Origin of the sequence: Streptomyces sp. KL116D (genome assembly GCF_030766975.1) — a bacterium.
In the GTDB taxonomy this organism is placed as follows: domain Bacteria; phylum Actinomycetota; class Actinomycetes; order Streptomycetales; family Streptomycetaceae; genus Streptomyces; species Streptomyces longispororuber_A.
Genome location: NZ_JASERH010000035.1, coordinates 307,141 through 317,775 on the forward strand (window position 1 = coordinate 307,141; position 10,635 = coordinate 317,775).

Annotated in this window: 14 protein-coding genes; 4 read left to right on the forward strand and 10 right to left on the reverse strand. The window is 75.7% G+C overall.

Going from position 1 to position 10,635, the window contains the following annotated elements:
* Positions 1 to 6: 6 nt before the first annotated feature.
* From RBJ77_RS14525 to RBJ77_RS14545, 5 genes are all read right to left on the reverse strand, one after another.
* The gene (locus RBJ77_RS14525) at positions 7 to 1,311 is read right to left on the reverse strand and encodes a DUF692 domain-containing protein (RefSeq protein ID WP_372345464.1); all 1,305 of its coding nucleotides are present in this window, start codon (positions 1,309 to 1,311) and stop codon (positions 7 to 9) included.
* A 105-nt stretch (positions 1,312 to 1,416) separates the two neighbouring features.
* Positions 1,417 to 2,049, reverse strand: coding sequence for a TIGR03086 family metal-binding protein (locus RBJ77_RS14530; protein ID WP_372345393.1), 633 nt, complete (start codon positions 2,047 to 2,049; stop codon positions 1,417 to 1,419).
* The gene (locus RBJ77_RS14535; RefSeq protein ID WP_372345394.1) at positions 2,046 to 2,525 is read right to left on the reverse strand and encodes a hypothetical protein; all 480 of its coding nucleotides are present in this window, start codon (positions 2,523 to 2,525) and stop codon (positions 2,046 to 2,048) included. The genes RBJ77_RS14530 and RBJ77_RS14535 overlap by 4 nt, the downstream gene beginning before the upstream one ends.
* A gap of 159 nt (positions 2,526 to 2,684) precedes the next feature.
* Positions 2,685 to 3,335 (reverse strand): TetR/AcrR family transcriptional regulator, encoded by a 651-nt coding sequence (locus tag RBJ77_RS14540; protein WP_372345395.1) that lies wholly within the window; start codon positions 3,333 to 3,335, stop codon positions 2,685 to 2,687.
* A gap of 474 nt (positions 3,336 to 3,809) precedes the next feature.
* Complete coding sequence (locus RBJ77_RS14545) at positions 3,810 to 4,547, reverse strand: peptidyl-tRNA hydrolase (RefSeq protein WP_372345396.1); 738 nt, start codon at positions 4,545 to 4,547, stop codon at positions 3,810 to 3,812.
* A gap of 113 nt (positions 4,548 to 4,660) precedes the next feature.
* Between RBJ77_RS14545 and RBJ77_RS14550 the strand changes: the two genes are divergently transcribed.
* The gene (locus RBJ77_RS14550; RefSeq protein WP_372345397.1) at positions 4,661 to 5,563 is read left to right on the forward strand and encodes an ATP-binding cassette domain-containing protein; all 903 of its coding nucleotides are present in this window, start codon (positions 4,661 to 4,663) and stop codon (positions 5,561 to 5,563) included.
* Complete coding sequence (locus RBJ77_RS14555; RefSeq protein ID WP_372345398.1) at positions 5,560 to 6,228, forward strand: ABC transporter; 669 nt, start codon at positions 5,560 to 5,562, stop codon at positions 6,226 to 6,228. The genes RBJ77_RS14550 and RBJ77_RS14555 overlap by 4 nt, the downstream gene beginning before the upstream one ends.
* A 31-nt stretch (positions 6,229 to 6,259) precedes the next feature.
* Here RBJ77_RS14555 and RBJ77_RS14560 read toward each other — a convergent pair whose 3' ends face one another.
* The 4 genes from RBJ77_RS14560 to RBJ77_RS14575 form a co-directional block, all read right to left on the reverse strand.
* Positions 6,260 to 6,436 (reverse strand): hypothetical protein, encoded by a 177-nt coding sequence (locus RBJ77_RS14560; protein ID WP_372345399.1) that lies wholly within the window; start codon positions 6,434 to 6,436, stop codon positions 6,260 to 6,262.
* Between the two features lie 32 nt (positions 6,437 to 6,468).
* A complete protein-coding gene (locus tag RBJ77_RS14565; protein ID WP_372345400.1) occupies positions 6,469 to 7,332 on the reverse strand; it encodes a polysaccharide deacetylase family protein in 864 nt (287 codons plus the stop codon).
* Between the two features lie 128 nt (positions 7,333 to 7,460).
* A complete protein-coding gene (locus tag RBJ77_RS14570) occupies positions 7,461 to 7,835 on the reverse strand; it encodes a DUF6479 family protein (RefSeq protein WP_372345401.1) in 375 nt (124 codons plus the stop codon).
* Between the two features lie 436 nt (positions 7,836 to 8,271).
* Positions 8,272 to 8,535 carry a WhiB family transcriptional regulator gene (locus RBJ77_RS14575; RefSeq protein ID WP_372345402.1) on the reverse strand — a complete coding sequence of 88 codons (264 nt, stop codon included), beginning with the start codon at positions 8,533 to 8,535 and terminating at the stop codon, positions 8,272 to 8,274.
* A 117-nt stretch (positions 8,536 to 8,652) separates the two neighbouring features.
* On the opposite strand from RBJ77_RS14575, the gene RBJ77_RS14580 reads away from it, so the two are divergent.
* On the forward strand, positions 8,653 to 8,976 hold the full coding sequence (locus RBJ77_RS14580; RefSeq protein ID WP_372345403.1) for a plasmid stabilization protein: 324 nt from the start codon (positions 8,653 to 8,655) through the stop codon (positions 8,974 to 8,976).
* A gap of 180 nt (positions 8,977 to 9,156) precedes the next feature.
* Complete coding sequence (locus RBJ77_RS14585) at positions 9,157 to 9,510, forward strand: hypothetical protein (RefSeq protein ID WP_372345404.1); 354 nt, start codon at positions 9,157 to 9,159, stop codon at positions 9,508 to 9,510.
* A 183-nt stretch (positions 9,511 to 9,693) separates the two neighbouring features.
* Here RBJ77_RS14585 and RBJ77_RS14590 read toward each other — a convergent pair whose 3' ends face one another.
* Positions 9,694 to 10,575, reverse strand: coding sequence for an ABC transporter substrate-binding protein (locus tag RBJ77_RS14590; protein WP_372345405.1), 882 nt, complete (start codon positions 10,573 to 10,575; stop codon positions 9,694 to 9,696).
* Positions 10,576 to 10,635 lie beyond the last annotated feature (60 nt).

Here is a 10,635-nt window from a genome sequence, read left to right on the forward strand (position 1 = left end):
GGCCGGTCACCCCCGGCCGAGTGCGAGCCGTGCCGCCCGCAGGGCCCGGGCCACCGGCCGTCCCGACGGCGGCTTCGGGCCCGACCGGTCCAGCCACCAATGCGTCAACTCCCGCCGGGCGGTGGCGTCGTGGACCCGCTGCCCGATGAGCTGGTCCTCGGCGAAGTCGAGCGCGTCGCGCCGGTAGCCGGCGGTCATCGGCCGCCGCGCGGCGTACCCGAGGAACGCCGTGCGGTACGCCGACGCGCCCAGGATCACCGGCAGTTCGGGCGCCACCTTCGCCACGACGTCGGCCCGCTTGCCCGCCAGCGCCCGGCTCTGCACGGCCAGCCGCGCGCGGTCGAAACCCTCGGGCGCGGGGGTGCCCGCCACGAGCGAGGAGAGCAGCGCGGCCTGCGCCAGCCCGACCCGGCCCCGCACGACGTCCTCGACGGGCGCGTCCGGCACCCGCGCCGAGGGCACGTCGGCCCGGCGGGCGGGAGGCGTGGCGGCCGCCACCGTCTCCCGGATCGTGGCCACCTCGCGCCCCAGCTCGCCCGCGTCATCGGGGAAGTTCTCGTCCCGCTCCAGCAGGACGCCGGGCGGCGTCACCCGGGACGCGAGGTCGGCCAGGACGTCGAGGACCGGTTGCGGCACCGGGTGCGCGTGGCTGTCGTGCCAGACGCCGTCCCGCTCGAACCCGCCCGCCACGTGCACGTAGGCGATGGCCTCGACCGGCAGCTCGTCCAGCGCCTTCGCCGGGTCCTCGCCCCGGTTGACGTGGTTGGTGTGCAGGTTCGCCACGTCGATCAACAGCCGTACGCCGGTGCGCTCCACCAGCTCGTACAGGAACTGCCCCTCGGACATCTCCTCGCCCGGCCAGCCGAACAGGGCCGCGATGTTCTCCACCGCGAGCGGCACCGGCAGCGCGTCCTGGGCGATCCGGACGTTCTCGCAGAGCACGTCGAGCGCGTCGCGGGTGCGCGGCACCGGCAGCAGGTGCCCGGCCTCCAGGAGCTGCGACGCGGTGCGCTCGCCGCCCGCGCGGACGAAGGCGATGTGCTCGGTGACCAGCGGTGAACCGAGCGCCTCGGCGCGCGCGGCCAGCTCGGCGAGCCGGTGCTCGTCGGGCCGGTCCGCGCCGCCCAGGCCCAGGGAGACGCCGTGCGGCACGACGGTCACGCCGCGCTCGCGCAGCCGCAACAGGGAGTCGGGCAGATGGCCCGGACACACGTTCTCGGCGACGGCTTCGACCCAGTCGATGCCCGGCATGGCCTCGACGACGTCGGCGATCTCCGGTCGCCAGCCGATCCCGGTGCCCAGGTGTGGCAGGTGCTGCATGTGCGTCCCCCTCCTCTGCCGTGACCGTGCGCTGCGGCGTGCTGATGTCATGGCCCCGGCGTGCCGTGCCGAACCCAGGAGGAGGGACGTTCAGAGCTAGATCTGAGGTTTCGCCGTCGGCCACCGCAGCGGGTCGCGGCCCAGGAGCCGCAGCATCCGGTCCAGGTCGGAGCCGTCCGCGGCCGGCTCGACCGGCGGGCCGAACGCGGCGCCCGGCGCACGGGACCCCGGGTCGGCCGGCACCCGCAGCGCGACCTGGAGGGCGGCCGCCACGACCGGTCCCGGCAGCTCGGCGGGGACGCCGAGGGCGGCGGCGACGTCCCAGGCGTGCACGGCGTAGTCCACGAGGTGGAAGCCGACCGCGATCCGCCCCGGCCAGCCGCCGCCCGGTCCCGGCCCGTCCCGCCCCAGCTCCGGGAGCGCGAACTCCCGCTCCAGGACGCCCGGTTCGCCGAACGCGTCGATCACGTCGAGCGCGCCGGCCCGGTGCGCCGCCGCGAGATCCGCGCCGCTTCCCCCCGTCTCCCGCCAGTGGGCGAGGTCGTCCCCGGCGCCCCGCGCACCCGCCGCGAAACCGCGGTGCTGGGCCGTCATGTGCGCGACGAGCCGGCCCACGGTCCACCCCGCGCAGGGGGTGTCGCGCTGCCAGTCGCCGTCGCGGACCAGGCCGACGAGGCGTACGGACTCCTGGACGGCGAGCCGGTCGAGAGCGATCAGGTCGTCGGTCATCGGGGTGCCTTTCCGGTACGGGGGGTGGGTTCGGTCCGAGGTGCGGGTCCGGTACGAGGGGTGGGCGCGGGCCAGGGCGTGGCTCCGGTGAGCAGGGCGCGCGCCGTCCGCCACGCGGTGCCGGCGTCGAAGCGGGCGTCGGTCCAGCTGGTGGCGCGCATGGTGCCGTGGGCGCGGAACGCGCGGACGGTGCCGACGTGATCGGGACGGCGGACGAAGTCGGTGAGGGCCTGCTCCGTGGACCAGACGGAGACGGAGCCGGAGCGGCGGTGGGCCGGGTCGACCCACAACCACATGCCGACGGCTCCGCCGGTGCCGGGCCAACTGCGGCGCAACCGCATGCCGTTGACGGCGACGCCCAGGGCCCGCCACTGCGTCACGGAGGTGAACTCCGTGACGCTGACCAGGACCCGGCCCACGGTGCGGTCGCCGTCCGGGCCGGGCTGCCAGGGAGTGCGCAGGATGCTCGGTGTCATACTCCCGACCATAAAACTAAACGAACGGTCGTGCTGAATCTTTTGCGGATCAGCCCACGGACGTGGAGAGGGGAGGGGCCGGGGAGAGGCCAGGGAGGGGCCAGGGAGAGGCCAGGACAAGGCCGGGACAGGGGGCCGGGGCCTCGAAGTCCCCTGCGCCTACGCCGGGTTCGGCGCGAGCTCCTCATCGGTCACCGCGGAGGCGAGGCGGGCCGCGATGCCCACCCGGGCCCGCCGGTACCCGCCGGACTCGTCGTGCATCACCGAGTGCGCGTTCGCCATCTCCATCAGGGCGATCAACTCGAAGGCCAGCTGCGCCACATCGGTGTCCGCGTGCAGCTCGCCCGCCTCCCGCGCCTCCCGCGCGCACCGCTCGACCAGCGCGACCCAGGACCGCTGGGCCCGCGCCAGCGCGTCGTGCACCGCGCCCTCACGGGCGTCGTACTCCGCGAGCACGCCGTAGAAGAAGCAGCCGCCGGGGAACACCCGCTCGCGCGAGTACTCCAGCCACGTCCCGCACAGGTCCCACAGGCGCGCCACCCCGGGCGGCGTCGCGAGGGCCGGGCGCACGACCTTCTCCTCGTACACCAGGGACGCCGCCCGCACGGTCGCGAGCTGGAGCTCCTCCTTGGAGCCGAACAGGGCGAACACGCCGCTCTTGCTGAGCTTCAGCTCCGTGGCGATGCGTCCGATCGACAGCGCCTCGAGCCCCTCCACCGAGGCGATGTCGACCGTCCGGCGCAGCACGAGCCGCCGGGTCTCGTTCCCCCGGGCGACCCTGCCGTCCACCGCACCGTCCGATTCCGCCATGGGTCCATGATGCGGCACGGGGGAGCGGCCGCCGCCGGCGGCAGAGCCGGCATCGGCGGCGGCCCGCGGGCACCGGAACGCGCGTCTCCCCCAGCGCGGTTCTGGTGCTCACCGTCCCCACCGGTCGGGGGCGTGCGGGAGGTCGCCCCGCTGACCATTGAGGACGCGAGGCCGGGGTCGCGTGTCGGCAACGACGCCCCCGGCCGCTCTGGGTGTGCGGACGGTGCGAACCCGGGGTCTCGGGGGCGGAGTGGGGCCGGCTCCGCGGAGCCGGCTCGTCCGAGTGTGAAAGGGCTCGGACGATTCGATGCTAGAACGCCGGACTCCGTACCGCCAGGGGCGGTTCCGGTCTCTTTCGGCAGGCTCCCGAGGAGCCGGGAGGCCCGCCGGTGCGCCGGGGCGGAGGGAGCACCGTGAGGCGACGCCCGCCCCGGTCACCCCCGTCGCCGCACCCCCGGGCGGCTGCGCGTCGGGTCAGCGCGGCAACGGGCAGTAGCGGCTGCCGCCTTCGGTCACGACGGTCATCCCGGGGGCGATCTCCGTGAACCCGGCGTCCCGCACCACCGGGAGGCCGCTGCGCGTCAGCGCCTCCCACCGGTCGCGCCCGGCGACCCGCACCGAGAGCGGGAAGCCCGCCTCACGCCAGTCCTTGCGCTCGGCGTCGGACAGTTCCCACCAGGCCAGTTGGGCGCCGTGCCCGGCCTGCGCCATGGACTTGCCCGCGGTCATGTCCAGCTCGGGGTTGAACCACAGGACCGGCGCCTGCGGATCGGGCGCGGCGGGCGGCTCGGGGTCGGTGAGCTCCGTGCCCGACACCTGGAGGCGGGCCAGGTCCTTGGGCCAGCCGTCGAGCGGGACCGGCGGGAAGACCCGCACCTCGGCCGACGCACCGGTGACCGTGATCCCGTCCAGCGCCTCGGCCCGGCGCCACTCCGCACCCCTGGCCCGCCGCACCACCTTGCGGATCCGGGCGTCCTGCCAGTCGCGCATCGCCCGCGCCCACTCCCCGTCGCCGAGCGACCGCTCGTCGGAGAGCATCACCAGGACGGCGCGCGCCGCCGTCTCCAGGGCGTCCGTGCGGGCCGGCGGCGCGGCGCGCTCGATGCGCACCACGAGCGGCAGCACGAACTGCGGTGCCTCGTCTCGGGCCGTGGGCTCGGCGCGGAACGGGCTGTCCTGGGAAGCGGGCGTGGAGGTGTCGTCACTGGTCACACCCTCCAGTCTGCCAGCCGCCGCGCCGCACGCCCGGGGCCGGGCCGTCCCTCCCGCATCCCGGTGCGCATCCCCCCGTACCGGCCGCCGTGCCCGTACGGGACCATGACCGGATGCGCCCCGACCCGCCGCCAGGACTCGTCGCCCTCCGCAACGTCGGCCGCCGCTACGGACTCGGCGGCCCCTGGGTGCTGCGCGGCGTCGACCTCGACGTCGCCGCGGGCACGCTGGTCCGGGTGCAGGGGGCCAACGGCACCGGCAAGTCGACGCTGCTGCGCCTGGTCGCCGGGATCGACGCACCCGGCGAGGGGCGGGTCGTCGGCCGGCCGCGCACCGCCTACGTACCCGAACGCTTCCCGGCCGCCCTGCCGTTCACCGCGCTCGGCTACCTCACGCACATGGGCCGCGTGCAGGGCCTCGTACGGGAGCGGGCCGCGCGGCGGGCCGGGGAGTGGCTGGAGCGGTTCGGCGCCGGCGGATACGCGGGGACCGCACTCGCCGAGCTCTCCAAGGGCAGCGGCCAGAAGGTCGCCGTGGCGGGGGCGCTGCTGGCCGCCCCCGAGCTGCTCGTCCTCGACGAGGCGTGGACCGGACTGGACGCCGCCGCCCGCGACGAACTCGACCGGGCCGTCGCCGAGCGCACCACGGACGGCGGCGCCGTCGTCTTCGTCGACCACGACCCGCGCCGCCTGGCGGGCTTCGCCGACGCGACGTACCTCATCGACGGGCCGACTCTGCGACCGGTGACGGAAGGTGACGTGCCGTCACCCGACGGCCCGCACGTCGTCGTCGAGGCGGTCGGCCCCGCCCGCGACCCCGGACTGCCGCAGCCGCACGCCCTCACCCGCCTCGACGCCCGCACCGTCCGCGTCACGGCACCGGCCGCCCACTCCGACGGGATCCTCCGGGCGCTGCTCGACGCGCGGCCGCCCTGGCACATCACCGCCGTCCGCACCGAGCCCGGCCCCGCAGCCGGCCCGGCCGCCGTGCCCTCGCCGAGCCAGGAGAGCCGATGACCACCGCCCTCCTCGCCTACCAGTCGGCGCTGCTGCTGCGCTCGCAGCGGTGGCTGGCGCCCGTCGTCCTGTACGCCGCGTTCTGCGGGGTCGGCGTGCAGAGCGGGCAGCCGGTCCTCGACTCGCTCGGCTACGCCGCGGCGGGGCTGCTGCCCGTGGGCGCCTGGCTGGTGCGGATCTGCGTCTCCAACGAGCCGCCCGCCGCCCGCAGTTGCACGGCCGCCGCGACGGCGCCGTGGCGCGCGCACCTGGCGAGCCTGGTCACCGGGTTCCTCGCGACGGCGGTCCTCGGCGCGGTGGCGACCGGCGTCGTGGCGCTCATCAGCGACGGGGCGAGCACCGACCACCGGGTGAAGGTGGCCGTGCCGCTCGCGGCGGGCGCGGGACTGCTCACCATGCTGGTGTGCGCGCTCGTCGGCTCCGCCGTGGGCGCCGTCACGGTCTGGCCGGTGCTGCGGAGCACCGGCCTCGGCGTCGCCGGCATGCTGCTGTGCGCCCTGCTCGCCCTCGTCGCCCCCGGCTCACCGGCCAGGGCCGCCGTGACGGCCATGATCACCGGATCGCAGGAGGGCTCGGTCCCGGCCCCGCTGCTGCCGCTCGCCGCGGCCGCCGCGCTGGCGGCGCTCTGCGCGGCGGCGGCCTGTCACCTCTCGTCCCGCCGCTGACCGGGCGACGACGGGAGTGTGACGACAGGCCCTAGCCCGAGCAGGCCGCGCGCTGCGCCTCCTGCCACTCGCAGACCGGGCAGAGCGTCACGCCTTTGGTGGATTCCGGGTACTCCGTGGGCTCCCGGCACAGGACGCACTCGGCGAACGGGCCGTCCGCGGCCGGCTCCGGCCGGTCCGCGGGCGGGGTGCAGTAGTCGTCGGCCATGCCGTCCAGCGTACGATCGCGCCCGCGTACGGTCACGCCCGCCCGGCGGCCCCGACCAGCTCCGAGACGCGGACGAAGCGGAAGCCTTTCGCGCGCAGCGCCGGCACCACGTCGCGCACCACCCGTTCGGTCGTCGGGGCCGCGCTGCGCGTGCAGTGCAGCACCACGACCGATCCGGCCCGCACCCCGTCGAGCACCTGCCGCGTCACCGCACCGGCGTCCGTCGCGAACGCGTCGCCGCTCACCACGTCCCACTGCACGGCCGTGACCCCGGCGGGCGTGAGGGCGCGCAGCGCCTGCTTGTCGTAGCAGCCGCCCGGGAAGCGGAAGTACGGCACGACGTGCTCGACCCCCGCCTTGCGGAAGGCGGTGAACGCGCGCTCCACGTCGGCGCGCATCCCGGCGGCCGGGACCCGGGGCAGGCCGTAGCAGTCGTCCGTGAAGGCGTAGTGGCTGTACGAGTGGTTGGCGACCTCGAAGAGCGGGTCGCGTCCGATGTCCTTGGCCTGCGCCGGATACTCCTCGGCCCAGCGGCCGGTCATGAAGAGGGTCGCGGGGACCTTCAACTTCCTCAGCGTGGCGATGAGTTGGGGATTGTCGAAGTGCTCGCCCGCCGCCGCGCGCGGCCCCTGGTCGGCCGTCATGTCGGCGTCGAAGGTGAGCGCGACGGCGCGTTCCTTCGCGCGGGGCGCGCTCTTGAAGACGGGGGTGAGTCCGGCGGGGCCGGGGGCGAGGGTGGGCGGGGCGGCGGGCGGCCGGACGGCCGAGGGGCTCGCGGCGGGCCGCCCGGTCCGCGCCTCGGGCGCGGGGCCGGTGGGGCCACCGCAGGCGGCGGCGCCGAGCGCGAGGGCGCCGAGGGCGCAGGCCGCGACGGTACGGCGTACGTAGCTGATCACGCCGTGACGATAGCGTTACTAATGGTACTAATCGGGCAAATGTGGGCGCCGTGCGCGACGCGTCGGCGTCGGGCCGGGAGGCCGGGCCGGGGGCGCCGCGCCGGACGTCGGGCCGGACGTCGGGCCGGTCAGGTGCTGCCGGGGCCGCCGCTGCCGAAGGAGCCGCTGTTGCCGCGGCTCCAGCGGCGCCGCGTCTGGTCCTTGCTGCGCCGGCTGGGCATCGTGCCCTGACCGTGGAGTTCGTGCGGGGTGAGGCGGTCGCTCCCGTTCTGGGTCCGGGGCATCTCGTCGGGTTCCCGCATCTCCCGGATCTCCCGGACGGGCCCGTCGGCGGGCAGTTTCGGCTGGTCGGCCGGGTCGGGCGGGCCCGGCTCCCGGCGGCGGAGCCTGATGCCGAGCCATACGGCCCAGATCAGGGCGACCGCGATGACCAGGCCGCCGACGAACGGCACGACGGACGTGCTGGGGTCGGGGAAGGCGTAGGTGCTGCCGAGTGCGTTCATGGGGGCCGGGTACCCACCCGCGGACAAAGATTCGGTCCGCCGGCGACGATCTTGGGCCGCCCCCGGATGCGGCCCGCCCCAGGCCCGGGCCCGCCCCGTATCGGCCCGCCCAGGTCTATGCCCGCCCCAGGTCTGTGCCCGCCCCAGAACCGGCCCGCCCCAGAACCGGCCCGCCCAGGTCTATGCCCGCCCAGGTTGAGGGCCACCCAAATCCAGGCCCGCCCAAATCCAGGCCCGCCCAAATCCAGGCCCGCCCAGGACCGGCCCGCCCAGGTCTATGCCCGCCCAGGTCGAGGGCCGCCCAAATCCACGCCCTCCCAGATCCAGGTCCGCCCAAATCCAGGTCCGCCCAGATCTAGTCCCGCCCAGATCTAGTCCCGCCCAGATCTAGTCCCGCCCAGATCTAGTCCCGCCTAGATCTGGGGCCCGCCCAGATCTAGGTCCGTCCCAGCCGCTCCGCACGTCTGCGCCGCTGCGAAGCCCGCAGCAGTGCTCCCCGCTCGCCCTCCGACGTACCGCCCCACACCCCGGTCGACTGGCCCGTCCGCAGGGCCCACTCCAGGCATTCGGCCACGACGGGGCACCGGTGGCACACCTCTTTGGCCGCCGCCACGTCGTGCACGGCGGGCCCCGTCGTACCGACCGGGAAGAACAACTCGGGGTCCTCACCCACACAGGCGGCCCGGTCCAACCACTTCATCACCGTCTCCCTCAGCGGTACCGCGATCTCGCGGCGGGTGCCCCCGTCCGCCGGGGAGGAAACGCCGAGTTTGACCGCGGGAGGCCAGGGGACCCGGGCCGCGAACGGAGGCCCAGCATGCCCAGTGGATCCAGCGCCAAGCGCGAGCGCCAGTACGAGAAGATCAAGAAGAGTGCCCTGGACCGCGGCGAGAGCCGGAAGAGGGCCGAGGAGATCGCCGCGCGCACCGTGAACAAGGAGCGGGCCCGCAGCGGCGAGGCGAAGTCCGCGAGCCGCACCTCGACCCGCGACATCTCCTCCGCCCGGCGCGGCGGCGTGCGCTCCCACCGGGGCGCCGGCGGCCCGACCCGCGACCAGCTCTACGCCGAGGCGAAGGACCGGAACATCAAGGGCCGCTCGACGATGACCAAGTCCGAGCTGGCCGAGGCCCTGCACCGCTGAGCAGGTGTACCGCCGAGAAGAGGCACCGCACCGCTGAGCAGGCGTACCGCCGAGAAGAGGCACCGCACCGCTGAGCAGGCGTACCGCCGAGAAGAGGCATCGCACCGCTGAGCAGGTGCACCGCTGAGAAGAGGCATCGCACCGCCGAGAAGGTGCACCGCCGAGGAGGACCGACCGCCCATGCCCACCCCCGAGCCGACCCAGGATCCCACCCCCGAGCCGACCCAGGATCCCGGCCCCGACGTCCGCCCGGAGACCCCCGGACGGCGCCCGCCGGTCGTCCCGCGCGACCTGCCGGACCAGCAGGCGGGCGCCCACGACGGCGACCCGCTGGACGTCCCGGTGGACGAGCACCCCGACACGGAATCCGACACCGACCCGGACCAGGATCCGGGCGCGGCGCGGAAGCCGGGCGCGGACGAGCCGGACGAGACCGTGCCCGAGACCGACGAATCGGGTACGGGCCGCCGGGGCGCGCCGCGCTCCGGCGGTGTCCGCCCGGACCAGCCGGTCCCGGACGAACCCTCGGGCTGACCGCTCCTGGGGCCGGTCTCCCGGATCCCTCCTGCCCCGCGGCGTCCGGTGCGTGCTCTCGCCGCACCGGGCGCAAGGCCGAGTACGTCCAGTACGAGGCCTTGGGCCCGGCACGCCGAGAGCACGCACCGGACGCCGCGGGGCCCGCCCTTCGGGCGGACGGAGGGATCTGGGAGACCGGCCCTAGCCCCGCCCCCGGACCACCTCTGCCACCGCGGTAAAGAACGCCGCGTGCGCCTGCGCGCTGGCCGGCAGCTCCGGGTTCCACGGCAGCACCACGGCCCGCTCGGCGACGGCCCGCCACTGCGCGTCCCCGGCGTACTGCTCCCGGGCCGCCGCGTTCGCCCGGGAGTCCAGGAGCACCACGTCCGGGGCGAGTTCGGCGGCGTCGCCCCACGTCCCGGTGTGCCAGTTGGCGCCGGGTCCCTCGGGCGGTTCCACCGTGCGCACGCCGAGGCCGGTGAGGGCGCTCAGGTCGGGCCACCGGCCGGGCCGCGCGAGGTGCACGCCGTCGGCGCCGCCGGGCGACAGGGCGAGCACCCGCACTCCGCCCGCACCGCCGGTCGCGTCCGTCAGCTCCCGCTCGGCTCGGGTCAGCCGGGCCAGCGCCGCGGCCGGTTCGGCGGCCCCGAGCGAGCGTCCCAGCTCGGCGAACCGCTCCCGCACGGCGGCCAGGCTCCGCCCCTGCCCCACGTCGATCACGACGACCGGGACGTGCTCCTCCAGGTGCTTCGCCGTGTCGGGCTCGATCCCGTACACCTGGCCGCCGCCGTAGGTGAGCGCGACCACGAGGTCGGGAGCGGCGGCGAGCACGTCGTCCGGGCCGAGCCCGGCGCCCGCGCCCAGATAGGCGACGTCGTCCAGGGGCAGCGCCCCGGACTTGGCGCGGTCGGGGTGCTCCCCGTCGTGGTACGAGCCGAAGATGCCGACCGGGCGTATCCCCAGATCCCACAGGCCGGCACCGGCCTGTATGTACGCGACGACCCGGGTCGGCGCCTCCAACGCGGCGGCCGCGTGCCCCCGGTCGTCCGTGAACTCCCATGACTGTGCGGAAGGTTGATTCATGAGGCCACCCTTCCCACGGTGCACGACGGGCATGTCCGCACCCGCACGCTCCGGCCGGGA

Excerpts from the sequence above, each read along its gene's own strand:
- RBJ77_RS14560 (WP_372345399.1), bottom strand. The coding sequence starts at position 6,436 with ATGGCCGACGACTACTGCACCCCGCCCGCGGACCGGCCGGAGCCGGCC.
- RBJ77_RS14570 (WP_372345401.1), bottom strand. The coding sequence starts at position 7,835 with ATGAACGCACTCGGCAGCACCTACGCCTTCCCCGACCCCAGCACGTCC.
- RBJ77_RS14585 (WP_372345404.1), top strand. The coding sequence starts at position 9,157 with ATGCCCACCCCCGAGCCGACCCAGGATCCCACCCCCGAGCCGACCCAG.
- RBJ77_RS14590 (WP_372345405.1), bottom strand. The coding sequence starts at position 10,575 with ATGAATCAACCTTCCGCACAGTCATGGGAGTTCACGGACGACCGGGGG.
- RBJ77_RS14540 (WP_372345395.1), bottom strand. The coding sequence starts at position 3,335 with ATGGCGGAATCGGACGGTGCGGTGGACGGCAGGGTCGCCCGGGGGAAC.
- RBJ77_RS14535 (WP_372345394.1), bottom strand. The coding sequence starts at position 2,525 with ATGACACCGAGCATCCTGCGCACTCCCTGGCAGCCCGGCCCGGACGGC.
- RBJ77_RS14580 (WP_372345403.1), top strand. The coding sequence starts at position 8,653 with ATGCCCAGTGGATCCAGCGCCAAGCGCGAGCGCCAGTACGAGAAGATC.
- RBJ77_RS14530 (WP_372345393.1), bottom strand. The coding sequence starts at position 2,049 with ATGACCGACGACCTGATCGCTCTCGACCGGCTCGCCGTCCAGGAGTCC.
- RBJ77_RS14555 (WP_372345398.1), top strand. The coding sequence starts at position 5,560 with ATGACCACCGCCCTCCTCGCCTACCAGTCGGCGCTGCTGCTGCGCTCG.
- RBJ77_RS14550 (WP_372345397.1), top strand. The coding sequence starts at position 4,661 with ATGCGCCCCGACCCGCCGCCAGGACTCGTCGCCCTCCGCAACGTCGGC.
- RBJ77_RS14575 (WP_372345402.1), bottom strand. The coding sequence starts at position 8,535 with ATGAAGTGGTTGGACCGGGCCGCCTGTGTGGGTGAGGACCCCGAGTTG.